Here is a 25,078-nt window from a genome sequence, read left to right on the forward strand (position 1 = left end):
ATCCGTGTAAGGCTCCTCCACGAACTGGCGATAGCATCCTTGGGAAGGAAAACAGCAAGCCGGCCCCAGGCTTGTTCGGCGAGTTGGAAGTTGAGCAGGCTCGCTCGCGTAGGAGCGGCCGACGCAGGGGTGGCGGGGGCGGCGATCCCAGTGTCGATACGGCAATCGCCCGATCGCCCCCTACCGTCACGGAACTGTGGAAGAAGTTCATAAAGGGACACTCCAACCAGCGCAACAAGCCCAGCGCCCAGCGCGGGTATCAGGCGGCCATCAACCTTTGCATCGTACCGATGCTCTGCCGCATGAAGGTGTAGGATGTGCAGCAGCCCGACGTGGCGTCGGCCATGAGAAATATGCTCCACAAGCCGGACGAGGCGAACCGCACATTCAGCGTCATGCGCAAGATGCTCAATCTGGCCGAGGCGTGGGACTATCGACCTGACGGCACGAATCCGTGCCGCCATGTCCCGATGTACCCAACGGCGAGGCCACCCACCTCATCAGCGATGAGGAGATGCGCAAACTGTTCCGGCATCTCGACTTCCTGGAAGCCGATGGCCTAGGGCTGGATCACACCATTCTGCAGCTGGCGATCCGGCTCCAATTCGAGTTCGCGGGCCGCCGCTCCGAGATCGTCACCCTGCGATGGGATCGGGTGAATCTGGAGAACCGGCGTGTGGCCTGGCCCGACAGTAAGACCGGTGGCATCTCCAAGTCCTTGAGCGAAGAACCCCACCGCCTGCTGTCCAGCGCGCCGCGCCAAGCCGGTTGCCCGCACATGCCCCCGTCCCCGAACTATCCGGGGCACCATCTGACCAGCGGCGAGTATTACGGCGGATGGACGCGAATCCTCAAGCGCGCCGACGTGAGCCACGTGAGCACGCACGGTATCCGGCACAGCTCAGCCACCGACATCGCCAACTCGTGAATTCCGATCAAGGTCAGCATGGCGCTGAGGGCGCACAAGACCGTGGCGATGTTCACGCGCCACATTCACACCGGAAGCAAGCCGGTACTGGAGGCGCCGAACTGGAGGACAGCCGGCGCAAAGCCATCACCGGGGTGCGACGAACTGATCCGGTGGGAACAGCAGCTACCTATGCCCACTTCTTTGCGACTCATATCTGAACGGATATAATCATGACTCAGAAACGCAAGCTGCTGTACTGCGAAAGCTCCTCGAAAAAGGACTTCAAGGAGTTCCCATAGACGTACAGAAAGAAGGACATGGGTGGTCGCGTTGCTCATCGTTTAGCTGGGCGACACGCCGCCTTCGGCCAAGCTCTGGACACGGTTGGGCTCCGACGTGTACGAATTGGTAGGAGACCACCGGAGTGACACTTTCCGGGCAGTCTATACAGTGAAGATGGACGATGTGGTAAATGTATTACATGCGTTCCCGAAGAAGTCCAAGTCCGGCGTCGCAACGCCGTAACAGGACGTGGAACTGATCGATAAGCGGTTGAAGGCCATGCTGGCCAGTCATAAGACGAGCGGGAGATAAACGATGAAGCGTACTCACTATCCGCAAGGCACTGACAACGTGTTGCGAAATTTGGGCTTTGACGATGCTGAAGAGCTTTCGGCTAAAGCAGCGCTCGCGCTCAAGCTCAATGAATTGATTGACCATCGCGGCTTGAGCCAGGCGAAGGCTGCTGCGATCACGGGCATGACCCAACCAAAAGTGTCCCAAGTCCGCCGCTATAAGCTCCAGAACATTTCACTGGAACGACTGATGCAGGCACTGGTGGCACTGGATCAGCGTGTGGAGATTGTGGTGCAGCCTGCGCGGCGTACTCATTCGGCGTGCATTACGGTTGCCGCATGAGCCGGTGGGATCTGCATAGAGAGGGGTGGGGAGGATGAAGTTTGCTTATGAAGATTTGAGCGAAGATCAGTTCGAAGTGCTGATCGTGCTCTTATGCCAACGCTTGCTCGGCATCGCCGTTCAGGGATTCGCAAAAGGGCCAGATGGCGGGCGTGACGCAAAATTCGTCGGCACGGCGGAACTGCACCCCAGTAAGGCCGCCCCATGGGTGGGCACGGTCATTGTTCAGGCAAAGCATACCAACGGGTACAACCGCAGCTTTTCGGAACTGGATTTCTACAGCACATCTAGCAGCAATACTGTGGTGGGCAAAGAAGTGCCACGCATCAAGAAGCTGCGCAAGGCCAAGCAACTCGACCACTATATGCTGTTTGCGAATCGCCGACTGACCGGCAATTCCGAAACAGAAATCCGTGACCACATCGCCGCCGAATGCGGCATCCCCGCTTCATCTATCTATCTTTGCGGTCTTGAACAACTGGAACTGTGGCTGAAGCGATTTCCAGGGGTGGCCCAAGAGGCGAATTTGGATGCGGTGGACTCGCCGCTGATTGTCAGTCCTGATGATCTTGCCGAGGTTGTCCAGGCGCTTGCGCGCCAAAAGGATGGCCTGTCAGCGTTACTCGACGACCCGCCCACCGTGCGCGTGACGTATGAGGAGAAGAACACACTCAACAATATGACTGCAGCATATGCAAAGGAGCAGCGGCGTAAATACCTGAAGGAAACGGCGCAAATTCGCACTTTTCTGGCTGCGCCAGAGAATATCGAATTACTACGTATGTACGAGTCTGTGGTCGATGAGTTTCAACTCAAGATCCTTGCGAAGCGCAAGGACTATCAGACCTTCGACGAAATCATGGAGTATCTGGTTGATCTGCTGTTCAGTCGTGACCCGGTTCTTCGGCAACACGCCCACAAGCGACTGACGAGAGCCATTCTTTTCTACATGTATTGGAACTGTGACATTGGGGAGGTGGATGATGCTGCGGCCAACCAAACACTCACACCCTGATCGCACAGTCATTAATGTGTCTCTGCTACTCCTGTCCCGACTTAAAGATCGTCGCGTCGATGAATATGATGCGCTGCGCAAATTTGCAAAGAAGCACGTCGTGGGCGGCGACGTGCTTTTCCTGCCTGCGCTCAATTTTCTCTATCTGATGGGCCTGATTGAATATCGTCCTAAGACGGACGCAGTCGAATACGTAGGGCCAAATGAAGCTATCTAAACTCTATTCCAACAAACCGGATGTGTTCGAACCCGTGGACTTTGCTCTTGGGCTGAATGTCGTCATGGCGGAAATCCGTCTACCGGAGAATCGAAACAAGGATACCCACAATCTTGGGAAAACCACGCTGGGGCGTCTTTTGGACTTTTGCTTCCTGGCCGGCAAAGACCCTAAGTTTTTCCTCTTCAAGCATTTTGACTTGTTCAAGGATTTCGTCTTTTTCCTTGAAATTGAACTGGAGGATGGCTCTTTCATCACGATCCGACGCAGCGTAGAAGACGCAACCAAGATCGCCTTCAAGCAGCATGAAGCAGGCCACCAGGACTTGTCGGCGTTGGCGCTCGCGGAATGGGGGCATCGGGACGTTCCTTTTGAGCGTGCACGCGAGCTGCTTGACGGTCTGCTCGACTGGCGCGCTCTCAAACCGTGGTCTTACCGCAAGGCGCTTGGTTACTTGCTTCGGTCGCAAGAGGACTTCCGGGAAGTTTTCCAACTTCGCAAGTTCGCTTCCAAACATGCTGATTGGAAGCCGTTCCTTGCACACCTTCTGGGCTTTGATGCCAAGCTTATTGCGGAGCACTATGCGAAAGAGCATGAACTCGCCAAAAAGCAGGAGACGGCGCAAGCCATCAAGAATGAATTGGGGGGATCGATCGAGGACATCAGCAAGATTGAGGGCATTCTTCTGCTCAAGCAAAAAGATGCGGAGAAGAAGCAAGCGCTACTGGATGCTTTCGATTTTCGCGCTCTAGACAAGGATCGCACCAAGAAGGTGGTTGAAGAAGTCGATGATCGCATCGCTGCGCTGAACTCCGAACGCTATTCCTTGAGTCAAAGCAGGAAGAAGGTACAGGCATCATTGCAGGAGGATCAGATCCTGTTTAGCCCTGATGAAGCCCAGAGGCTGTTTGGCGAAGCTGGCGTGCTGTTCCAAGGACAGATCAAGAAAGATTTTCAGCAGTTGATCGCCTTCAACCGAGCTATCACAGATGAGCGCCGCGGCTATCTCCAAGAAGAATTTTCGGAGATCGAAGGAGAACTGAGGCGAGTGAACGCAGAACTGAACTCCTTGGGAAAAAAGCGTTCAGAGATGCTCTCCTTCCTAAGTGGAACGGATATTTTCACCAAATACAAGTTGCTCTCGGATGAGATGGTGGCGCTGCGTGCGGACATCACATCGCTGGAACACCAGAAGGGCCATCTGCATCGTCTTCAGGAGTTGCGTACAGAAATTAGAGCCTTGACAGAAGAGCGCGACCATTTGCAGGCGCGGATCGAAGCCAACGTTGATAAGCAGAACTCTGATCAGGCAAGCCTGTTCTCCACGATTCGCGTTTTCTTCAGCGAGATTGTTGAGGAAGTCATTGATCGCAAGGCGCTATTGAGCGTGGTGCTCAATCAGGCAGGGCATCTGGATTTCAAGGCGGAAATTCTCGATGGCTCTGGCAACGCCACGAGCGCTGACTTGGGGCATACATACCGCAAGCTGCTGTGCGTTGCCTTCGACATGGCCGTGGTGCGAGCGCACTTGGGCGAAAAGTTTCCGCGCTTTGTCTATCACGACGGAGTGTTGGAGTCGCTGGACGACCGAAAGAAAGAGAACTTGCTGACGGTTGTGCGCCGCTATGCAGACTTAGGGTTACAGCCGGTCATCACGCTGATTGACTCCGATTTGCCTGTACGAGCAGAAGACGATGCCGCTGTTTTTACAGCGGGTGAAATCATCGCCACGCTACATGATGAGGGAGATCAGGGCCGAATCTTCAAGATGAGAGGATGGTAATTCAATACTCATCGCTTCACGTGATCCTTCGATGCATCCTCTTGGCATTCAACGTGATAGCTTGTGCGCATTAGAGCGTGTTCTGAACTCTGAGTCCGGCAATAGTAATGCTGCTAAGGTACTGTGATGCCCTGCAAAGCGATGCCGCGTTGGACGCTGGTTTGGACGTAGAGGCCACACGCGTGCAAGCTTGGCTCTCAAACGGCACGCCAACGATGGCTTGGCCGGTCGGCTTTTGAAGGATAGGCGGTGAAGCGATGAAGCTAAACAAAGCTTGGTGGGAGCATCTTGCGCCGAAGTCGATGATTGGACGGCGGCGGGAGGTTGAGCAGCTGCTTGAAGACTTCGTGCGGTCCTCCGAATACGGGAGGGAATGGGCGCGGGTGGCTGCGAATCCCCACGGCGTGTTTAGGCTCAAGCCAGGCCAAGTAATACCCGTGGTGCGCATGATCTTCATGGGCCACCGTCAGGGGTTCGTCTCTCCGTTCCGAAAGCTCATGGACGGGCATAGAACGGTGGACCGCAGGCCAGAGTACAGTCTCGGCGCGCTGGAGGAAGGCGAGTTAGCTATCCAGCCTATGATTTCGGTGGAAGTCGTTACTGATCCCGCGTACTTGGCTGCGGCCATGCGCGGAGCTAAGCAGATTGACGAAAGCTCCATCAAGAGCCCTAGCCTTATATTTTCGACTTCCGCACACCTCCTGCTATCGCCGAAGCATTACCCCGAACGGGCATACGTCCTCTACCAGCACATCTTCGGCGATGGTGCGTCGTACCCTGACGACGGGTCCTTTTATGTGGGTGTATCCACTCGCAGCTGGCAAACTCGCTGGTCCGAGCACCGGCGTGCGATTGAGACTGGCAGTCCATTGCTATTCCATCGCCGATTTCGAGAAGAGCAAGAGGCGGGACGTCTCACGTACGTGCACCACAAGGTGATGGCTATCACCGACGATCTGGAGCAGCTCTATGAGGCGGAAGAGTTCCTAGTAGAAGGGCATTGGGATGACGAACGCCGGCTCAACATGGTGCCGGGCGGAAAGAGCGGACTGCGCTACCTGCGCGAACACGGATTGCTTTCGAAAGGCGTCGTTCCTCTGCCCGATGACCGCGATAAGATTCTGCACAAGTGGCTGAGTGACCATCCTCGCTTGGGCTTGCCGGCGCCATGGGTCGCCGAAAGGTGGAAGGACAGCGATTGGGCGATAGCGCAAATTTGCGGGCGGGACGGGCGCTTATCCGTGGTCCAAGTCAAGGCAATACGCGAACTCTCCAAAAACCACACACCCGAGGAAATCTACGTGCGGATCGGGGCGAAGGACGTGGGGCAGGTGAAACGAGTCTTGGACGGAAAAACCTACGCACGAATAGTGTGATCTCCCAATCGCTGTAAGAAGCCACTAGGTTCGTGCTGGTGGCTTTCTTCATGCTTGAAATTTGGCAAAAGCAGCCAATTAAATTGCTGTCTGCAATTTGAGCGCCACAATAGCAGTGAAGCTAGAGTACGGTGATACCCTGCAAAGCCCTAACCAACCGCCAGTAGTTCATAAGAGGCTCTAGCCCCTGTAAAGTCGGCAATACTTGGGGTAGTTGAGTTCTCATACGTCCAGAAATCTTATAAAATTTTACAAACACGTTAGCTTCGGTCACGCCGAACAAGTCTTCCAAGATAGTTACAGGGACGGTCTATGGCCGCAAAGGATGAGCGAATGATTAGTCGTGGGTCTGAATGGCGTCGCTGGGAACCCCATATACATGCGCCAGGAACCATCCTAAACAATCAGTTTGGCAGCGACTCCCCTTGGGACGCCTATCTCAAAAAACTTGAGACAGTCACGCCGAAAATTGAGGCGTTGGCCGTAACTGACTATTACCTTACTGATACTTACGAGGAGGTGATGAGGCAAAAGGCGGCTGGGCGTTTACAAGATGTGCAACTCATTTTCCCCAACGTCGAATTGCGTTTAGATGTCGCTGCAAAGTCTGGCTTCGTCAACGTGCATCTCCTAGTTAGCCCTGAAGATCCGAACCACCTCGCAGAACTGCACCGCATCCTTCAGCGCCTTCAATTCCAAGCGCATGGGGATACCTTCAACTGCACCCGCCTGGATCTGATTTCTCTCGGTAGAAAAGCCGACACTAGCATCCTCGATGAGCGCGCTGCACTTTCGCACGGAGCCACGCAGTTCAAGGTGAATTTTGACCAGCTTCGTCGCGTTATGCGAGAGAGCGATTGGGCGAAGACCAACATCCTCATCGCGGTTGCAGGCGCGACGGGCGACGGAACTTCGGGGTTACGCCAAGCAGCAGACGCAACCATGCGTCAGGAGATCGAAAAATTCGCTCACATCATCTTCTCAAGTAGTACAGCACAGCGAGAATTCTGGTCTGGTCGCAAGGGTGTGACGCTCGACCAACTCAAGGAGCGTTATGGGGGCTGCAAGCCCTGTCTTCACGGCAGCGATGCCCACGACCACAAAACAGTAGGCGAGCCGGTGGAAGAGCGTTACTCATGGATCAAGGGCGGTCTAGAATTCGACGCCCTGCGCCAAGCTTGTATCGACCCCGAAGGTCGTGCCTATGTCGGAAGTGAATCGCCGTCCACCGCCATGCCTTCCCAAGTAATTTCGAACATCTTTATCGGAGATGCCAGTTGGGCATCAACTCCGGACATACCACTTAATCCTGGGCTCGTCGCAATCATCGGCGCGCGGCTCAGGCAAGACCGCCCTTGCTGACATGATTGCCGCCGGCTGTGACGCAATCACTCCAGCCGCTTGGAATGCGAGCGCAAACATCAGCCCGTCATTTCTCGTCCGTGCCCGCCAGTTGCTTGGCAATGCTAATGCAACGCTCACATGGGGTGGAGGTGCTTCAGTCACACGCTTCCTTGACGGACGCGATGCGAACAATCATTTAGCCTTTCCCCGAGCGCGCTACTTGTCTCAGCAATTCGTAGAGGAGCTTTGCTCCTCTACTGGCGTCTCCGATGGACTCATCGCCGAGATAGAGCGTGTGATCTTTGATGCGCACCCGCAAGATGATCGTGATGGCGCTATCGACTTTGTAGAATTGAGGGATTTTCGCACCGCCCGTTTCCAACAGGCTCGAGAACGTGAGGCTGAGGCAATCGCCGATTTATCCGAGCGCATTGCCACGGAGATTGAAAAGGAAGCTGCTGCCACAGGCCTAGCGCTGCAAGTCACGCAAAAGGCCGGCCAGATCAAAAGCTACAACGAAGATCTCGCTAAGCTTGTCGTAAAGGGAACTGAGACACAGGCCAATCGCCACACTCAGCTCGGACAGGCCGTGCAGACGCTACGCGGAACGATCCAAGCCTACGGCAATCAGCGCCGGGCATTCGTTGCGCTGCAGGATGAGGTCGTAAGCACTCGCAATACCAAGGCCCCCGAGCTACTACGCCAAGCCAAGGAGCGGCACGTTCACAGCGGCCTGAATCAGCAGCAATGGGATGAGTTCCTGCTGATCTATAAAGGCGACGTCGATACGAGTTTGACCAAGTATGTCACATGGTGCGATCAACAAATCACAGCACTCACAGGTCCGGCCATTTCGGCCGGCGACCCAAACAAGCCGCTCTTTCCAGACACTACTGACCTCTCTAAACTAACCCTCAATACGCTGTTGGCCGAAATGGCCCGGCTGGAGGTATTGGTAAGCGCCGACAATGTCATTCGTGGTCAGTACTCCACCCTGTCAAAGCGCATCGCCCAAGAGAACGCCGCGCTCATGAGCCTCCAATCACGCCTAGCGGACGCTCAAGGCGCTGGCGCGCGTCGTAAGGAACTCCAGAGCGAGCGGGAAGCGGCTTATGGCCGAGTTTTTCAGGCGATTATCAACGAGCAGAATTCGCTCGCCGATCTTTATGGCCCACTGATGGCGCGCTTGAATGCGTCCACCGGCACGCTTCGCAAGCTCGGGTTCTCGGTTCGCCGCGTCGTTGACGTTGCCGCCTGGGGAACTGTAGCTGAAGAAGACCTTCTCGACCGCCGGAAGGCAGGGCCATTCCAAGGCCGCGGGGCGTTAATCGGTCTGGCGGACACAGCCCTACGACCAGCCTGGGAAACAGGTTCGGCTGCTGACGTGCAGGCAGCGATGACGAATTTCATTTCGCAATACATGCGCGACCTTCTGAGCCAGGCCCCCTTTGGCCAAAATCAACAAGCAGAGTTTCGTGGCTGGTTGAAGCAGTTCGCTCACTGGCTTTTCGCCACAGACCACATCTCGGTGCGATACGAAATAGTCTATGACGGAATGGATATCCGAAAGCTGTCGCCTGGAACACGGGGTATCGTACTCCTTCTTCTCTACTTGGCACTGGACGATGCTGACGATCGGCCACTTATTATCGATCAGCCAGAGGAGAACTTGGACCCCAAATCTGTGTTCGAGGAGTTGGTCTCTCTGTTTATCGCGGCTAAGGCCAAACGCCAGGTAATCATGGTCACGCACAATGCAAATCTCGTCATCAACACCGATGCGGACCAGATCATTGTCGCCGACGCTGGCCCTCATCCTGCTGGTGGGTTACCCCCACTCAAATACACATCTGGCGGCCTTGAGAACAATGCTATTCGCAAGGCGGTTTGCGACATTCTGGAGGGCGGCGAAGATGCCTTCCGCGAACGCGCACGTCGATTGAGGGTCAGGCTTGATCGCTAACGACTGCAGCCTTGAACGCTCGATGCGTAGTCTGATTGCCCGATGTTTGGGAATGAAGATCGGTTTTTCTCACCTTGATGCGTTGCACCGGTATGGATGCAAATTGCACCTGGGTATGATCCCATCGACCCACGGAAGGATGCAATAGCTCCGATGACGCCCTCCGCACCTATAGACACCACTGGTTTGCTCACTATATTGGGAGTCATCGCCGCCGTGTGGGCGCTTATCTCGCCCACTAACCGGCTCCGGCTTCGCTTCTGCACGACATGGGTGGATTGGGTCGTCGGTGGATCGGTGTTTTGTCTTGTCCACTACCTGATGTACGCCACGGTCTTGGAACAACTTGGGCTGTACTACAGCTTGGGACCTTGGAAATGGGGCCTCGACAGTTCCAGTACGGTGTATCTGCTGCTGCTCTCAGTGGCACTGTACTTCTTTTGGCGAACACGCTTTCCCACGCTGGCCCGGGGTCGAGTGCACGTCTTTCGTGAATTGATCGAAAACTTACACCTCACCAAGCGCTATGACGAACTGGTTTTACTGGCCGAACCCCAACTGCCCACTCTTATTTCCCTAACCCGGCAACGGTCTTGTCCGATGCGCTGGATCGAAAATACGGGTGATTCCAAGGATGAACTGGCGGCTGTCTTGCGCAGGGAGACCGCCAAACATCCTTCAGCATGGCGCAACCGATGGCGCCGTTCTCTGCACAAATTGAAATCCTGGTGCGCGGAGCGGGACCAGGCCAGCTTACAAGCCCGTGAGATCCTGTTGAATCTGGTCACCTCGCCTGAGCTAATTGTGCACTTGGCGCAGGCACACCCACATTTCTGCCTCAAGCTTCTGGAAGCGGACGAGGCGATACGTTCTGACTTTATTGCGCAGTACATCGACGCGCTGCTGGACGCCACGGGAAGCCGCCTCTACGTTGAGCTAAAGAACAATCAAAACCTCAATGGCGGAAGCCGTCTTTACCTGCCGGAAAGTAATCGGCTGCTTCGCTTTTTCTTTGCAGATGCAGCAACGGCGGTGAAGAACGGCCTGGAAGCTGCCATAGGCGAGTCCGTATGCCGCCGATTGGACGAAGACAAGCAGTTGGCCAGAAAACTCAACGAACCGCTGGGCTCCTATCAAGAGGTGGGCCGGTTTCGCTGTCCGATCAATTCAGGTATCACACTCTTTGAAATCATGGTGCACGAAGGCATCCATCAAGGGTTGCAAGACCATATGTGGCTGCACTACTTCGGGCACTTCGCCGAGAAGATCCTCAAGCAGATGCCTGGCGTCCCCGACGAAGAGGTCTATCTGGAGTGGCCAACGCCATTTCACTACCTTCTCGGCCGCTTGGTTAGCGTCGCTACGGATTGGGCTGAGCAGTGCGTGCGCATAGATGACTCCGAAATCCCACAGGCAACCCGATGCGCTGCTAATTTCGATCGCCACTACATCTCCAAGCAAGCCACCAAGGTAATAGGAGCGATGCTGCAACGCATCATTCCGAGCAAGGAGCTATCGGTGTCATTCAAGTCGCATCTGCTGGAAATCGCCATTCGCAGTTATATAAGACTCCAGTGCGATCCGAGGATGGCAGATGTAGCAGCCTCATTCCTGAAGGCCGTGATCGTCGGATCGGATTTGAATACAAAGAATGCTTACCGGCAGGAGCTTAGTAATGTATTCGGAAATCTGGATCACATTCTGCAGAACAACGCGTTCACCTTCAAAACTGCGCTGGACGCTTCGCTGCAAGGTGGCGGTCACCGCGGCTGATTCATTTATTCGGCGTGCCGGACGTTGGCAGTAGCTACAACTTGATTAAGGCCATACCCCCTTCGTTCATCGCCCTCGTCAATGAGCCGCATCATGGCTCCGCGCAGCTCGCTCGAGACGGGTATGCCGGCGTCCATGTCGCGAAAGTAACGCATCACGGTGCCCGCGACGATGTCGGCCAGCTGCAAGCCAATGGCCTCATGCGAATGCGCAAACTCGATGCTGGCGTCCTCCTCGAACCGGTAATCAGACTGCGGAGTGTAGGGCAGATCCACGGAGTGGCTCAGGCTTTCGACCGTCATTTTTCCTCGGCGCAGTATGCTCTCCAGCTCCAATTGCTGGTCGTGTACCAAGCGGATGCCGGCCAAGCGCCTACTGTAATACCGATTCATCCTGGCATAGATGCTCGTGAATGACGTAAGGTTCGGCAACATCCAGACCTGTTTCGCATGTCTGTTAAGGTCGGGGGACGGAAGAAACCAGGACCAAGCCTCGCCACCGTTATCAAGTTGCGCGCCGTATTCGGCTTCAGCCTCCTGCACCATGTGGGCAATGCCTTCCGCGATTTGCACGGCCGAACCGGTATAGCCCTGATCTGTGGCCATCTCGCGCAGCACGGCGAATGAGGCGCGGAGCGTCTGATCACCCGGCGTCAGGCACGCGGCGACGAATGTATCGAGGACGCGTTCGGACGCGTGAAAAAACAGGAAGTCTGCCACCATGTTCTTTATGAAGTGGAACTTCACCGACTCGGTATAGCCAAGGCATACTGGCAAGAGTTGGAACGAGGTTATGCTGGCGCAGATAAAGAAGCGCTTGTCGACCACCTCAATGAAAAGCGGAGCGCGCTGATCGAGCAATCCATGGATGACTTCGGCCGAGAATCTTGACTTGACTGTCAGCGACTTGGACTTGAGTTCGCCGGCAGGAATTCGGTAACGGCTTCGCAGCTCATTGATGCGATCTTCCCAGTCATGACCGTCCTCAAGAGCAATGCCGGCTAGGGCAAAGAAGGGCTGACCCTTGAAGTCGTAAGCATTGCCGCTGTTGATCATGTCCCCGCTGTGGCCGCTTTCATCAATATAGACGGTAGTCATGTTTCGATGCTGTCCTTGGAGCAACTAGTCTTCGGATGTATAGCGCATACTGAACGCACCTCGATCTGGTGTTAAGGGATGGGCTCGTTTGTGCCTTTCCTTGGGGCTGGCGGGCTTTGGTGTCTTCCTGCAACCTCTGCTGAACATCAATGTCCCGTTGAAGTTGCTAGAACGGCTCTTTGATCTTTGATTACAGTGTGCCAAAAAGCGTGCTGATCCGTTTATTCATGGCCCCCCGGGCCAGAAGCATGGCCGGTCGCACTGTCGTACTGCGCATCGCCCACATTCGAGGATACGCCTCCTTCGGGCTATCATTGTTCCCTCGCTCCGCTCGGCTGACGCCTACGGCCGACCTCCAGATTCGGGCGTGTGCGCTTGCGTGCGATTCGGCACATCTCAGCGGCCGTTGCCCTGTCCGGCCGGCTCCCCTTTCGTGGAGCAAGCGCAAGGCCACCTGATAGTCGCTGACTGCGCCCAGCCCATTACTGCGGGGCACAACTCTAAGCACGCATGACCTTATTCCAGTCGATGCTATGACCGGCAGCTTCAAGCTCACGCGCAAGTGCTTGTTTCCAGCCCCCGCCGCTATCCATCGTCTCCCAAACGACACCTGCGAAATCGCTTGGAATTTCCACCGCCCCACGTTTGAGGGCACATACCTTGTCCCGGCCCAGGCGACCAATGAAGTACCCCAACTCCAAAAGCACATTCTGACGGGCTCTGGGCTCAGGCGTTCCTCCTTTTACACAGCCCTCATCGTCTGGCGTAAGCAGAACTACTGCGAAACCAACGTCACTGTGAGCAACCACTTTTTCGATAATTGTTCGTCCTTGGTTAGCCTGTTCGTGCAAGATGATGGCTTCAAGCCCAATTCGCTCAAGAAATCGTGCTACTGTTTCACGAGCACCATCATCGTGACCATGAACAATAAAAACCTTACGCGAAAATTGAGCTTTTAACATGGTATCCGTGCGCCCCTTGGCCTGGATATAAGACTTGTAATCACGCAAAAAGGGAATGATTAGCTGGCCAGTTAGTGCGTGAATTCCAGCAATGACTTTTCTTCCGGAATAGAAAAAATGGTGTCCGAAATTGGTAGCGTAGCCGGGTTCTGCCGCCAGCTTCTCGATTAAAAGCAACGTCAACCCCAGCGCCTTTTTGGGATCATCTGGCCAAGCAAGCCGAGCACTTCCAACCATGCTGCCTCCGGTCTTTTCGCTTTCAGCGATGAACGCCTCAACGTCGAGACCCTCCGTGAGCTCGGCGTTGTATGGCTCAAGGTCGGGATGTCGTAAGAGTTGAGCCAATTTTTTGAGAGGTCTTTCGTAGGTTTGAAGCTGTGAGGACTGCAAGTCTAGAACTGCATTATTTATTTCCAAGAATAAATCTGTAGCCATCAATCATCCCCATCCGACTTCAATCTAGCTTCTGCCGCTTTTTCAAGAATACTCTCCCGATACTTTTCCTTCATTTGTTCTGCGAGAGGGCCAACAATAGGGTTCGAAGAATATTCTCCTAGGCGGTCGTCGATCATCCGACTAACCGATTGAATTGCTCCCTCAATGCTGGCAGGATCATTTGGATCAAAGTTTACGCCCCCCAGTTCGCCGTCTAACTCACTCAAAGCGCGCTGCGCATCCTTCAGGTCTTTCTGGAGCTTATCCAGCCCGGTAATTTTGAACACAACTCACCTCCATTTATTTATTCGGATGCTCGGGATATGATGAAAATTCCCAAGCAATGCGATCCATCAGTTCGTGGACGTTTTTTGATCGCTACCTGCATACGCAAGGACCATTGGCGTGAGTGGGTGAACATCCAGCATGGCACACACCTCATCGATTTTATTCAATGTTGGACCTTTAAGCCATCGCTCCAGAGGTTTGTGCCTTTGTATATTCTCCCCTACAGTGCCACTTTAGCGCCTGAGGCTGCAAGCCGCTGGAGGGACGAATCAGTGTTTTATGCGGCACCACCCACGGGTGGGTTTCTGGGGAGCAGGATATGGACGATTGTATAGATGTGTTGCGGCAGTCGACTCGTAGCCGTTGGCATATAAACTGAAGAACAATTCGGAGTATTGCTTGGCAAGTTCCCGGAAAGCAAGCAATTCGATGCGATCTGATCAAGCAATGTACCCAGAATACTCCCTCACGAATGGATCGAGGCACATTGCCGCATATCAACATGAGTCTCGACTTACTGTGGTCACTCGCGAAACACTGCGTCGGATCGCTGAACCGTATCTGATCGAGGCCGGCATCCGGGCAAGCCACCAGATGAACGACGCGAAATCCGCCAATCCAGTACACGTCCGTTAATCGATGATCTTGATTGATGGTGTCGCACTACATTCAACACCCCATCGCGTAAGTGCGACACCGCAGCATCCTTACAGTACGCGCTCAAGATCTGGTCGGCACTGCTACGTTACTACGATGACAGTGCCATCGAGACACAAACACCTGATCCGCGACGACATGCGCTTGACATTGGTGGCGCGCTGGCCCGCCTGCTGCCGGCGCTTCGTGCTCGCGCCGGGCCCGGAGACCATCCTAGGTTACCCAACGTTTAGGACACAATCCGGCTAACCACAGCGCGTAGGGACGGGAAGTGCTAGATGTGACCATACTTGGAAATGCTCGGCGATAGCTCATCCTCGATCGCGTCGCCATCAAGAAAATCTGACTCCACCTGGAAATTTTCTCGACGGGCATCCGATCAACAGCATTTGAATCGTCCTATCTCACTAGGTAATCATCTAGTTCCCACACACGTTCGCATCTGAACGGCCTATTTCTGAAGCCGCCTGTAGTCGACGATAAATTGAGCCAGCTCAAGTCATCAAAAAGGCTCGGCACCAACCTACTCCGCCACAACCGCGGATATTTTCCTCAGCTTTTCCTCTGCCGCTAGCGCACGTTTTCGAAAGGAATCAGCGTTCTTCAGAAAGTCTTCAACCTTGTCCCAATACGCATATCCCAAGTCCCCTCCCTCCATTTTTAAACGGTGAATGGTTTCATAGGCGTGCTCAAGTTTGACGTCTGGCGGGATATATTGATGGCTCATTGTCAGCTCCAATTAGAAGTCATACTAGTTCAATATAGGTTATAGAGACCGAGGGAAGAGGGATCGATTTTTCAAAAACTTGCGATATCGCGCGTCATTTTTTGGAAACAGCCTGACATTTTTGCTGCACTAATCCTGTTCCCGTCAAGATCTACCCATGGCATCCAAAACGGTCTTTAGAAATTGAGGATTCCAGGCCTTGATACCCGCTTTTCGCCCAATTCCAGATTTAGTTAATGGGATAGATAAATCACGCATCTCTTGGATAGCGTTTCTAATTCTTCGTAATTGATCCGCTTCTACTGACTCACTCAATGCTATAAGCAAGTTCGCGAGTTGCGGCATTCGATGAAGATTCTTATTTATCATCGTTGCATCGAATGGTCTTAGGAGCGAACTTTTCGAGATCCTTGACCTATTGGGAATGCTTTTAAGAGCCTCAAAATATCTTGAAATTAGTTTGCAAAGCTTTTCGTCTCGACTCTTCCAATCCACTCTTGTCGATGATTTCTTACATACCCGGTATCGCTCGTTTGTTGTGAGAAGCCATGCGCGATCATTCCTGTACAACCATGCATATACGGCACATCCTTTTCTCCGCGCATGCGCTATACCTGCTCCTTTTTCCTCCCTAATCAGGGCTTCCCATTGGTTTCGGTTGCCGGTCAATTCTATAGCTTGGCGACGAGATTTAGCCTCTTGTAGCTGTTTGATCTCTCGCAATTTTATGCGGTGAACAGAGCTCGTAGATATTCCCATTCTCTGCGCCACCTCAGGCGCCGAAACACCTCTGCATAGCAACTTGATCGTGGATCTCTCACAACTCTCTTGAATAGACTTTCTTCGTCTATCCACGTTTATACCCGCTCGATATCTCCAGGACATCACCGTGCCCACCGAGACTCCTGCCTGTACGGAAACGCGGCGACACGAAAGATCGCTCTCTAGTAGCTCTCTAGAGATTACTGAGCGCGCTTTAGTGGTAATTTCGGTGGGCTTTTTTCCGGTCTGCGGTTCATCCTGAAGTGCCGCCAAGAATCCAGTTGCGGTTCCCCATAAAAAATCAATCAGCAGCAAATGACAATATGGATGCAATGCTCTGTCGGAGCGTTCCAGAAGATCATAAACCCATCGTGCCGGGTCTCTTCTCGTTGAAAGCAGACGATCTTTAAATTCGAAACCAGAAAAACCGTCGAAAAAATCTATCAACCCGCGCGCGAGCCCGCGCTTATCCAACTGGCCATTGGCAAAGGCATAGCCATTAATGCATGCTGCCGCGCGATATGCGGACGTTCTACGCAGTAGGGGTATTGGCGGCAAAGACAAGTTGATGATTTGTTCCGCAAGCACTGCAATCCTAACCTCGCTGGGGCTTGCCGCAGCACCGGACGATGCTTTAATCATCGTCGGGGGAGCCACTAAACGCTGATGATGAGAGGATCTGCCCGGGCGAATGTAGGTCCTCAGACGAGTCCCGTGTGTCGGGCAACAGTTAATCGCAGGAAGGTTGTGACTGCGATGCCAATAAATGTGGCCGGCAACGGCAAGGTCGTTCATCGCACATTCTGGGCAGTAGTGAATTCCGTGATCTGCACCAAAGCCATTCGCCACTCGTCCCAAAAGGAATTTGATTGCTCTTCCATCACTCCCTTTTAAGTCAGAGACAATTCGTCCGTGACGATCTAAGTCTATAAAAGGTCGATGAATCGCATACGTCGTGCCAAATTCAATGGCCTCATCAACGGAGCTGAATGGGAACTCCTCTTGCAGCAGATCTGACAGGTACTGTAGCCGGCTTGGTAGATCCACGGCCACGACTACATTTTCGGACCCGAACAAATAACGCAGCCAGTCTCGAACCTCGCCGTGTGCATTAAGGAGTGATAGACGAGCCAGCCAAGAGTAAAGAAGCTCGTCTTCCTGCAGTCGTGGAATATATGGGATGAGCATACTTACCCTTCTTCTCTTTCCTATCTACGTGCAGGAAATGCATCTTCTGTCGGAAGCAAAATACCTCCTCTCACATCTTTACTTGAGGATTCTCCCGCCGCAGCACTCCCTTTGTCGGCCTTGCTGCCTCTGACCGCGGGCTTATTAAATTCCTTTTCAGGGAATTCTTCTTGATTCGCTCCATTGTTATTCTCATGTTCATCTGTATCCGGCGCGCCGACTGCTGTTCTCCAGAGATTTTCAAGACCAGCGCTATCAATGAGATCATCAAATCGTGCAAGATCTGCTGGCGTCCCGGAACGCAGCGCAGCAATAGCCGGCTTTAGAAAAGCCATCTCATGATTTGCTACAGCTTCAAAATCATAGGTATTGATTGTTTCTGTCGTACCGATAGCTCTCCTCTGCACAAGCATGAAAGCAAGCGTGGCGAAAGCTGTGTTCCCCCCGGATACATCGAACCAAATCTCACTAAGAGCACTGCTAAGCGGGACTTTATTTTTGGTGTACATATACTTCCACATCGTGGTGGAAAAATAAGTCCACAAGCTCGATCCGCGCTTCATCGGTTCAATTGGAATACTGCCGAAAGAGATCATTTTTCTTGTATTTCGAACGCTTCTTTCCAAGACCTTACTCAAGGCAGGAGTAGCGATCGCGAGTACGCTGATACCGAGTCCTTCAATAATCTCTGAGAAAACGTTCAAAACCTGTTCAGCAACGGGGCCTTTGGCGTTTCGTAGATTCTGCACCTCATCAACCACTAGCAATCCCAGACTGACTGCGGTGCATACCCGTTTCATGAGATTTGTCATCTGCGCAACGCTCTTCACGGACCTTGCCTCTTTTTGATAATTCGTCTTGAAAAGGTCATCGATAGCCTCGAAGAATTGCATACACAATCCTTTCAGAGACCCATCGTGTGAGCAACGCAAATACAACCAAACCAACTGCACTTTCCTAAACTGCTTTCCGCCATACTCCTCGTGCCGGATCATTTGCGGATATCTGGATAAAAACGAAAGAGCCAACGTAGTCTTTCCCATACCGCTAATCGACGTCAGCAACGCACCTTTCGAAGAAGTACGCCATCCGGCAGGTAATGCAATTGCTCCGGTACGTGAGGCCGCCATAATTGCATGTCGCCTGCGAACATCGTCAACCGTCAATGGATTGCGAGAGACATATGCTTCAGGGATAAGGCTTGACAGCGTCAAAGCGGCGTCCTTGTAAGCAGGAAATGCGACCACCGTGTCCAAAATAGTCGGCAGCTCCATGAACCTTGCAACTTCGCTTTTACTACGGGTTTTGTCCGTTGGTATTGGAGGAGAATTTCTGAGGAGATTTTTGAATTCTGCTTTTGATTTTGGCAACTCAGGAAGAGCCTCGATAAAAGGATTCCCTCGGAAACGATCAACCTCCGATTCAATGTAAACCGCATTTTCGCAAAGATCTTGGTGATCGATGTCAGTCTGATTCATGTTCGTCCTCTTCGATCAAAGCATTGACTGCCTCGTCCTCTTCTATTTGTTTTCGCATGCGCCAATCCATCGTCTTTGCGGTAGCTTCTTGTCCCGTTTCATTCTTAGTGCTACCGCCACCCCGCCCGGCAAGTGCCCGTTTCATTGCTTGAGTTTCTGTGGCACGGTGGTATTCTTGCTGACCACTCCCACTTGCCCCCCCCGCTGCAGCTGAAACGGACCTCTTTTCAGAAATCTGTGCCACTCGCCGGATACGGCCTTCGTGGTCTGCGCTCGCGTACAAGTACTTGTTCTCGTCTTTGAGCGCCAACTCTTCATCCAACGTGAGAGTTCCGAGGGAGGCAATCGCTCCTGGTGTCATTTCGAAAGCAGCCCATTGGCCCCTAGTATTTGGAATGTAAAGCTTGGTCGGATCAGTGAAATCCATTCGAATTTCGACACTGCGAGACTTCTTGGGCGAACTTGATACTATCTCGTGAGCCTCTAGGTTCGCCGGTGCATACGCTCTATCTCGGAAGTACACTAGGCCATTGAACGACCTCCCCACATCCTGGCTCATAAGAATCTTCTCGAAATCGGATTCTGGAATCGGTGAGCTATATCTACCCGCTTTGTTTTTCAACCCCCATAGATACGCAGCTTGTGGTGTAGGCGGGATTCCGGCCCTAGTCAACTCCTTATACTTTCGCAATCTGCTATGGGGTTCATTGTTATAAGCGATGACAATTTCTATCAAAGCTCGGTAACACTCGGATATAGAAAGTGCAGCTGCATTTTCGGCCTGCTTGGCCTTACGTCTTCCCGGCAAATCCATCGGTCGTTCATCATAGACACCCTTTAGCCCTTTTTCGGCCATCTTGCGCTTCATAGAACGAATGAATCGCTCCACGACCGGTTTCCCGTTTGGTGTTCCAGGAGGCAAAGTGTCAACATCAATACGGAGATCTCGAACGACGGATGCCTCTATTGCCTTGGATGTAAATTCGGAACCTCTATCTGTGTAAAGCTGGCGAGGGATATGGCCGCTGTGAACTCGGCTCCGTTGTCCGACCGAACGTAGGCCGGCTTTCCATGTAACCGCATCAGTCGCGAGAGCATCAGGATGACATCCTGGGAGCGCAAACTGGCAGCAACTTCGATGGCCAGGCATTCCCTGGTGTATTCATCGATCACGCACAGCATCTTCAATGAGCGTCCATCCACCATCTGGTCATGAACAAAGTCGTAGCTCCAGACCGAATTGGGCTTGGTTGCTCCAGGTAAGCGCCAAGCTAGGAATAGTGCCAACTGCAGGTAACAGTCAGTTACGCATACACGATAAAATTGAGGTAACTATTTCCTAAAAATAATAGTTAAACAAAGATGCATCTTCCGAAATCAGAAAGAAAATAATGTCAAAAGAACAATTAGATGAAAACTCTCAGGTAGCTGAAGTAAAAATAGGCACCAAAGACGAATGGGGATGGGGATGGGCTATTTCGTGGTCGTACGCTGTCACCCTAACGCTTTATGCATTAGATGGAGGCCCCCCGTATCAACCACAACTATTCGTCATGGGCATGGTGTTCAGTGTTTTATACATTTATCTGAACCGTGGCCCCAGGGAACAAAAGGCAATTATTTGGTTAGTGATTGTCTATTGCGCATTCACGGCTATTGGCATGGCTATTGAAGGGTATTTCCCCCGCCCTCCCGTAGAAATGTCACCGAATTTGATAGTGCCATCATGGATTACTTATAAGCTGTTATATGTATTCATCCTTGGCCTTTTCCTGCCGGTTATCGCCAAGGATATGATCAAGTCTGACCGCGGACAAAGTTGGGCAATCGCCTTTGCCTCCACCGCGGTGTTCGGGCTAGCCATTTATATCTATGTCGACAAAGCACAGGAAAGTCACGCACAGATATTGTGTGAATCTATCGACGTCGTGAAAAATATGTGTACTCCAATAGTCAAAGCCAAGCCTTGGTACACATTATCGACGGTCATTGAAGACATTGTTTTTGCAGTGCAAGTAACGCTGCTCGCTGCCGCATTTGAATTCAGTGACAGGAAAAATGGAAAGACTCGAGCCTAAGAGAATCAGGCACATTCCTATGCGTACCAGCTGCGCTTAGCACTTGTGGATGTCACTATCCGGGTGCCAGTTCACTGTTTCCGTTACATAGCATTCGGACAAAAAAAAGCCCGCAACTTGCGGGCTTTTTCTCCTGCTGGCTTATGAGAGCCAATGCTGGCCTCATTCTTTCAGATCAAGTTAGCTCGGTTGCTTACCTTCTTTACACCAACTTTCCCACTCTTCAATTTGGTCATGGTTCACCAAAGCCTCATTACCGTTTTCTTTGCGGAAGGCGGCAATCCATTTGTCTACGCATGAATCAACAGAAACTAATGGTGCAGCAACTTTTGAAGAACCTACTTCTACTCCATTATCAAAGGTTTTCTCAAGAACTAAGTTTCCGTTGGCATCCCATTGCTTGACGACGCCTTGTAACTGACCATTCTTATATTCGGCATGGCCTGTCATTTTCCCCGTCTGCGGATCGAATGTCTCTTCAAAGAGAAGGATACCGTTTTGGTAGGCGCCTTTACCGATTTGTTTTCCATCGGCGGAGTAGAGTGAATATTCGCCATCATACTTGCCATTCGTATAATTTACCACGAGAGTACGCGTTCCCGTTTGCTCGTCAAACCGTTCCTCTTCACCATCGGCAACACCTTTCGACCAATGAAAAACGCTGACTTTTTTATTCGATATTTCGCTGTAAATCTCCTGTTTTCCATTGGGCAGTCCGTCACTGAATGACACCGTTGCGCGGTATTTTTTACCTTGGCCAAGAGTGGCGTACAGCTTCATATCCCCATTGAGTACACCGCCTTTAAACTTACCCTCGATAGCTGTGTTGTTAGACCCTTTTTCCTTACACAGAATGGAACCATCCAAGATACCGTCTTCAGTAGTCGAATCGCATAATAAATTGCGGGACAGGGGGACGGCCATGGGAATTCCAAGATTCTTGAGCGCTGCCCCCTCATTGCCTGCGACGATGTTGCCAATAGTGTCAGCAAACTTCTGGAATCCGTGTTGCCCAGGGAAGATTTTCTCGCTTGGGAAATTCGTTATCTTTCCGTTGAACGGAGTGTTGCTAGACCCCTCATAGATTTTCCCGTTTGAGATTTGGGCATTTCGGAAGTCAAGCGTACTGGGTTGGCAAGCAGTGAGCAGGATGCTGCCGAAGATACTAACTACGGTTGCGATTCGAGATGTGAGCACTTTCATTCCCCCATTGTGGTTATATTTTCATGCTGGCGGTTTTTACTACCTAAGCACGTCAGCGAACAGATTATATGTTCGAAAAGAAATAAGGGTTTTGCGCCCCAGCGAATAATGCGAAAGCTGACTCGACGTAGGAGATTTCGATAATAGACAGAGGAACGAAGGCGTACCGCGCCATATCCTCGTCAAAAGAGGGGAAAGGTATCTGAATAAGTCAAAAAGGTGGCCCTCAGAGCCAGCGGGCCTTTCAATGGGCTCTGGAGGGAGAAACGGTCGCGGGGTAGTAGGCCGACTTGCCTTACTACTCGTCGGAGAGACCAGCGGGATGACCATTGTTCAGGTCATCTATAACTCATTTCATAAATAGTCCTGAGATGCGTTCTAGAACAGCGTCTTTTCCCTTTCACAAGCGAACCCGCCCCCAGCCGCCACGGTCAAAACAGTCCCATTCTGCAACTGGCATCATCCTGATGAAAAAACTGAGCCGCCTGTGGCTATCGGCCATGAAAAAAGCCGGGAAAGTACAGCGCAAACAACTTCTCGATTTTCTTTCGCCCGCTTCACCCCGCAGCAAAACCTCATCCATACGCAAGCCCAAGACCGCTCCCCGTGCAGCCAGCGCATCCACATCCGAAGTCACGGTCACCTCCGCAGTCCATCATATCCCCGCCACCACCCACTCACTGCAGTATCGCCTCTGCCTGCCCAAGCCCACTCCTTCAGAGCTGCCCCTGATCGTGATGCTCCACGGCTGCCAGCAAAACGCTGCCGACTTTGCGCAAGGGACCAGAATGAATGCGTACGCAGCAAAGCACGGCTTCGCCGTCCTGTATCCCGAACAATCCTTGCGTGCCCATCCGCACCGATGCTGGCGATGGTATGCACAGGACGCCCAGAAGGGCGAAGGTGACGTCGCAGCGGTGGCCTCCCTGATCCAGGAGATCCTGAAAACACATCCCATCGACCCGCAACGCATCTACGTCTGCGGGATCTCGGCCGGTGCAGCGTTGGCACATCTCCTGGCATTGACGCACCCCGAACTCATCGCTGCTGTCGCGCTGCACGCAGCGCCCGTTTCCGGGGTCTGCAGCAATGCCGCCGGAGCGTACTCGGTAATGCAGCATGGATCGCTGCGCGCTTCAGCCGCCGCCAAACGGGCGCTCACACGCTTTCCCCGAACGGGCGCACTACCTGCGATCCTCATCGGCGGGATGGACGACAAGATCGTTCGGCCCGTCAATCAGCGCCAGCTCCTGGAACAGTTTCTTTTACTCAATCACACGCAGAGCTTGACCGAGCAGCCTCCCCGGGAAACGCCCTACGGGCGCACCTCCAAAAAACACCCTCGGCGCAGGATAGTTGCAACCCGTGACTATCTTCGTGGACGCAAGCTCATCATCCGATCCGTGCTGATCGAGGGACTGGGGCACGCCTGGAGCGGCGGGGACACCACCCTGTCCTACAATGCAGCGGGGCCGGACGCCAGTCGGCTGGTTGTCGATTTTTTCTCCCGGCATCGCTTGGAACCGGGGATGAAGTAAAACACCCTGGTCACCCGCACTATCGAAAAGAAAGGAGCGCGAAGCCGATCAGCCATGCATCAAAACACGACTGCATTTTGATGAGCGCTAGTTCCTTCTCTCGGGTTCTGCAGCATGAATGAACACGTTGTAAGTATCGGCAGGACGTGTCCCCACGGCCAGATCAAGCGCATGGCCAATCGCCCCGCGATGGTAAGTGCCGTGATTGATGAGGTGAAAGATGACTTCTTCGCGGCTGAGTCTTCCGCGCTTCCCATCCACGAACGTGAAAGAAATATCTTCCTTCAACTGGCTGGGACCGAGACTCCTGGCATAGGTCAGCAACCACTGGTTCGCCGCCATCAGCCTGGCCTCCAGCTCAGCCAGTTCAGGCAGGTGCTCGGTATTGGTGGAGTCATGCGGATCGGCCACGCCACGCAATCTGGCTTGGAACCATTCCTCAACACGCACCATGTGGTTCAACTGTTGCCGCGCGAAATCGAACGCGCGCTGTTGTTTCTCTTGCGTGAGTTGCGCAACCGCATCAAGAATGCGGCGGTCCGACCAATGCTTGTATTCCAGGATTTTAATCAGGTCCATTTCCAATTTTCTCCTTGGCCCTGAACGATACCTCAATGGTGCGTATTGCGCCGGGAACGCCGATGGCGCCAAGGCCTTCCAATGTTGGAAGGAGGCTATGCGCCATCAGCAACGGAGCTTTGATATACGGAGATGCATGCATCATTCCTGCATGCTTGCCAGCAGTCACGCCTAAAGTACAACCCCGCCCTCATCATTCCACCTCCGCACAATCCGCTGAAAGAACATGCTGTTGGGCAGCTGCAAAGTTGTCTTCGCTTCCTGCTCCTGCCCTTCCTCCAGCAAGGTGGTATAGACCAGATTGATATCCAGCACGCGCCCCTTCACGCCGGGCTTGTCGCCGCCCTCCAGCACCTCGATCAGATCCCCCACGCGGAACGGGCTGGTGGTGAAGATCAGGATGGCGCAAAACAGATTGGACAACACGCTCCACACCGCAAAGAAAGCCACCGCACCCACAGCAGCAAACCCGGTGAACGCAGACCACAGTACCGCCCCGGAGACGCCCATGCGCTCCAGCGCCCACAGCATGGCACCGCCATAGATGAAAAATCCCAGTACCCGCTGCGTGAGCATGACGGCCGTGGCCGGCAGTCCGTAAGTCCGCGCGATCCTGGCCATCACGCTTCGGGCCACCCGCATGATGGCCAGCGCCAGCAGGAAGATCAGGACCACCTCCGTCGCCGGCACGAGCACGTCGAACCAGTCGGCCATCCATTGCGGCAGGTTATCGTGGATGGACTGCAATACTCTGTTCATTCATTTCCTCTTGAAAATCATTTTGACG

The 25,078-nt window shown here is 53.1% G+C and carries 19 protein-coding genes and 4 pseudogenes; 11 read left to right on the forward strand and 12 right to left on the reverse strand.

Going from position 1 to position 25,078, the window contains the following annotated elements:
* Positions 1 to 47: 47 nt before the first annotated feature.
* The 9 genes and pseudogenes from ACWFUC_RS02615 to ACWFUC_RS02655 all read left to right on the forward strand — a co-directional run.
* A pseudogene (locus ACWFUC_RS02615) lies at positions 48 to 1,128 on the forward strand (tyrosine-type recombinase/integrase); the annotation flags it as partial.
* 178 nt (positions 1,129 to 1,306) lie between these two features.
* Complete coding sequence (locus ACWFUC_RS02620) at positions 1,307 to 1,435, forward strand: type II toxin-antitoxin system RelE/ParE family toxin (protein ID WP_489624011.1); 129 nt, start codon at positions 1,307 to 1,309, stop codon at positions 1,433 to 1,435.
* A gap of 72 nt (positions 1,436 to 1,507) precedes the next feature.
* Positions 1,508 to 1,828, forward strand: a complete 321-nt coding sequence (locus tag ACWFUC_RS02625; RefSeq protein WP_489624012.1) for a helix-turn-helix domain-containing protein — start codon at positions 1,508 to 1,510, stop codon at positions 1,826 to 1,828.
* 34 nt (positions 1,829 to 1,862) lie between these two features.
* Positions 1,863 to 2,843 carry an ABC-three component system protein gene (locus ACWFUC_RS02630; protein WP_489624013.1) on the forward strand — a complete coding sequence of 327 codons (981 nt, stop codon included), beginning with the start codon at positions 1,863 to 1,865 and terminating at the stop codon, positions 2,841 to 2,843.
* Positions 2,812 to 3,060, forward strand: coding sequence for an ABC-three component system middle component 8 (locus ACWFUC_RS02635; RefSeq protein WP_489625588.1), 249 nt, complete (start codon positions 2,812 to 2,814; stop codon positions 3,058 to 3,060). Before ACWFUC_RS02630 ends, ACWFUC_RS02635 begins: the two co-directional genes overlap by 32 nt.
* A complete protein-coding gene (locus ACWFUC_RS02640) occupies positions 3,047 to 4,843 on the forward strand; it encodes a DUF2326 domain-containing protein (RefSeq protein ID WP_489624014.1) in 1,797 nt (598 codons plus the stop codon). Before ACWFUC_RS02635 ends, ACWFUC_RS02640 begins: the two co-directional genes overlap by 14 nt.
* Positions 4,844 to 5,100: 257 nt before the next feature.
* Entirely contained in the window at positions 5,101 to 6,219 is a 1,119-nt protein-coding gene (locus ACWFUC_RS02645; RefSeq protein WP_489624015.1) for a hypothetical protein, read from the forward strand.
* A gap of 333 nt (positions 6,220 to 6,552) precedes the next feature.
* Positions 6,553 to 9,526, forward strand: a pseudogene (locus ACWFUC_RS02650) (TrlF family AAA-like ATPase).
* 153 nt (positions 9,527 to 9,679) lie between these two features.
* Entirely contained in the window at positions 9,680 to 11,299 is a 1,620-nt protein-coding gene (locus tag ACWFUC_RS02655; RefSeq protein WP_489624016.1) for a hypothetical protein, read from the forward strand.
* 5 nt (positions 11,300 to 11,304) lie between these two features.
* Here ACWFUC_RS02655 and ACWFUC_RS02660 read toward each other — a convergent pair whose 3' ends face one another.
* The 9 genes and pseudogenes from ACWFUC_RS02660 to ACWFUC_RS02700 all read right to left on the reverse strand — a co-directional run.
* Positions 11,305 to 12,396 (reverse strand): DUF3800 domain-containing protein, encoded by a 1,092-nt coding sequence (locus ACWFUC_RS02660; protein WP_489624017.1) that lies wholly within the window; start codon positions 12,394 to 12,396, stop codon positions 11,305 to 11,307.
* Between the two features lie 500 nt (positions 12,397 to 12,896).
* Positions 12,897 to 13,793, reverse strand: a complete 897-nt coding sequence (locus tag ACWFUC_RS02665; RefSeq protein WP_489624018.1) for a TIR domain-containing protein — start codon at positions 13,791 to 13,793, stop codon at positions 12,897 to 12,899.
* The gene (locus ACWFUC_RS02670; protein WP_489624019.1) at positions 13,793 to 14,080 is read right to left on the reverse strand and encodes a hypothetical protein; all 288 of its coding nucleotides are present in this window, start codon (positions 14,078 to 14,080) and stop codon (positions 13,793 to 13,795) included. The genes ACWFUC_RS02665 and ACWFUC_RS02670 overlap by 1 nt, the downstream gene beginning before the upstream one ends.
* A gap of 1,181 nt (positions 14,081 to 15,261) precedes the next feature.
* Entirely contained in the window at positions 15,262 to 15,465 is a 204-nt protein-coding gene (locus ACWFUC_RS02675) for a hypothetical protein (protein ID WP_204726912.1), read from the reverse strand.
* 144 nt (positions 15,466 to 15,609) lie between these two features.
* Positions 15,610 to 17,415 (reverse strand): TnsD family Tn7-like transposition protein, encoded by a 1,806-nt coding sequence (locus tag ACWFUC_RS02680; RefSeq protein WP_489637431.1) that lies wholly within the window; start codon positions 17,413 to 17,415, stop codon positions 15,610 to 15,612.
* A gap of 20 nt (positions 17,416 to 17,435) precedes the next feature.
* Entirely contained in the window at positions 17,436 to 18,893 is a 1,458-nt protein-coding gene (locus ACWFUC_RS02685) for an ATP-binding protein (RefSeq protein WP_489624021.1), read from the reverse strand.
* Entirely contained in the window at positions 18,880 to 19,782 is a 903-nt protein-coding gene (locus ACWFUC_RS02690) for a hypothetical protein (RefSeq protein WP_489637634.1), read from the reverse strand. The genes ACWFUC_RS02685 and ACWFUC_RS02690 overlap by 14 nt, the downstream gene beginning before the upstream one ends.
* Before the next feature lie 18 nt (positions 19,783 to 19,800).
* Positions 19,801 to 19,911, reverse strand: a pseudogene (locus tag ACWFUC_RS02695) (hypothetical protein); the annotation flags it as partial.
* A pseudogene (locus tag ACWFUC_RS02700) lies at positions 19,899 to 20,159 on the reverse strand (DDE-type integrase/transposase/recombinase); the annotation flags it as partial. The pseudogenes ACWFUC_RS02695 and ACWFUC_RS02700, both read right to left, overlap by 13 nt.
* A gap of 125 nt (positions 20,160 to 20,284) precedes the next feature.
* Here ACWFUC_RS02700 and ACWFUC_RS02705 point away from each other — a divergent pair.
* The gene (locus ACWFUC_RS02705; RefSeq protein WP_489637432.1) at positions 20,285 to 20,971 is read left to right on the forward strand and encodes a hypothetical protein; all 687 of its coding nucleotides are present in this window, start codon (positions 20,285 to 20,287) and stop codon (positions 20,969 to 20,971) included.
* 180 nt (positions 20,972 to 21,151) lie between these two features.
* On the opposite strand, the gene ACWFUC_RS02710 is transcribed toward ACWFUC_RS02705, so the two are convergent.
* The gene (locus ACWFUC_RS02710) at positions 21,152 to 22,174 is read right to left on the reverse strand and encodes a toxin-antitoxin system YwqK family antitoxin (protein ID WP_489624024.1); all 1,023 of its coding nucleotides are present in this window, start codon (positions 22,172 to 22,174) and stop codon (positions 21,152 to 21,154) included.
* A gap of 467 nt (positions 22,175 to 22,641) precedes the next feature.
* Here ACWFUC_RS02710 and ACWFUC_RS02715 point away from each other — a divergent pair, with 467 nt between their 5' ends.
* Positions 22,642 to 23,712 carry an extracellular catalytic domain type 1 short-chain-length polyhydroxyalkanoate depolymerase gene (locus tag ACWFUC_RS02715; protein WP_489624025.1) on the forward strand — a complete coding sequence of 357 codons (1,071 nt, stop codon included), beginning with the start codon at positions 22,642 to 22,644 and terminating at the stop codon, positions 23,710 to 23,712.
* Between the two features lie 87 nt (positions 23,713 to 23,799).
* Here ACWFUC_RS02715 and ACWFUC_RS02720 read toward each other — a convergent pair whose 3' ends face one another.
* Both ACWFUC_RS02720 and ACWFUC_RS02725 read right to left on the reverse strand, forming a co-directional pair.
* Positions 23,800 to 24,291 carry a DinB family protein gene (locus ACWFUC_RS02720; protein WP_489637433.1) on the reverse strand — a complete coding sequence of 164 codons (492 nt, stop codon included), beginning with the start codon at positions 24,289 to 24,291 and terminating at the stop codon, positions 23,800 to 23,802.
* 171 nt (positions 24,292 to 24,462) lie between these two features.
* Positions 24,463 to 25,050, reverse strand: coding sequence for a mechanosensitive ion channel family protein (locus tag ACWFUC_RS02725; protein WP_199900288.1), 588 nt, complete (start codon positions 25,048 to 25,050; stop codon positions 24,463 to 24,465).
* Between the last annotated feature and the right edge of the window lie 28 nt (positions 25,051 to 25,078).

It is taken from the genome of Herbaspirillum sp. Her4 (assembly GCF_057961335.1).

Coding starts and splice junctions, on each gene's coding strand:
- ACWFUC_RS02625 (WP_489624012.1), top strand. CDS start 1,508: ATGAAGCGTACTCACTATCCGCAAGGCACTGACAACGTGTTGCGAAAT.
- ACWFUC_RS02630 (WP_489624013.1), top strand. CDS start 1,863: ATGAAGTTTGCTTATGAAGATTTGAGCGAAGATCAGTTCGAAGTGCTG.
- ACWFUC_RS02635 (WP_489625588.1), top strand. CDS start 2,812: ATGCTGCGGCCAACCAAACACTCACACCCTGATCGCACAGTCATTAAT.
- ACWFUC_RS02640 (WP_489624014.1), top strand. CDS start 3,047: ATGAAGCTATCTAAACTCTATTCCAACAAACCGGATGTGTTCGAACCC.
- ACWFUC_RS02645 (WP_489624015.1), top strand. CDS start 5,101: ATGAAGCTAAACAAAGCTTGGTGGGAGCATCTTGCGCCGAAGTCGATG.
- ACWFUC_RS02655 (WP_489624016.1), top strand. CDS start 9,680: ATGACGCCCTCCGCACCTATAGACACCACTGGTTTGCTCACTATATTG.
- ACWFUC_RS02660 (WP_489624017.1), bottom strand. CDS start 12,396: ATGACTACCGTCTATATTGATGAAAGCGGCCACAGCGGGGACATGATC.
- ACWFUC_RS02665 (WP_489624018.1), bottom strand. CDS start 13,793: ATGGCTACAGATTTATTCTTGGAAATAAATAATGCAGTTCTAGACTTG.
- ACWFUC_RS02675 (WP_204726912.1), bottom strand. CDS start 15,465: ATGAGCCATCAATATATCCCGCCAGACGTCAAACTTGAGCACGCCTAT.
- ACWFUC_RS02680 (WP_489637431.1), bottom strand. CDS start 17,415: ATGCTCATCCCATATATTCCACGACTGCAGGAAGACGAGCTTCTTTAC.
- ACWFUC_RS02685 (WP_489624021.1), bottom strand. CDS start 18,893: ATGAATCAGACTGACATCGATCACCAAGATCTTTGCGAAAATGCGGTT.
- ACWFUC_RS02705 (WP_489637432.1), top strand. CDS start 20,285: ATGTCAAAAGAACAATTAGATGAAAACTCTCAGGTAGCTGAAGTAAAA.
- ACWFUC_RS02710 (WP_489624024.1), bottom strand. CDS start 22,174: ATGAAAGTGCTCACATCTCGAATCGCAACCGTAGTTAGTATCTTCGGC.
- ACWFUC_RS02715 (WP_489624025.1), top strand. CDS start 22,642: ATGAAAAAACTGAGCCGCCTGTGGCTATCGGCCATGAAAAAAGCCGGG.
- ACWFUC_RS02720 (WP_489637433.1), bottom strand. CDS start 24,291: ATGGACCTGATTAAAATCCTGGAATACAAGCATTGGTCGGACCGCCGC.
- ACWFUC_RS02725 (WP_199900288.1), bottom strand. CDS start 25,050: ATGAACAGAGTATTGCAGTCCATCCACGATAACCTGCCGCAATGGATG.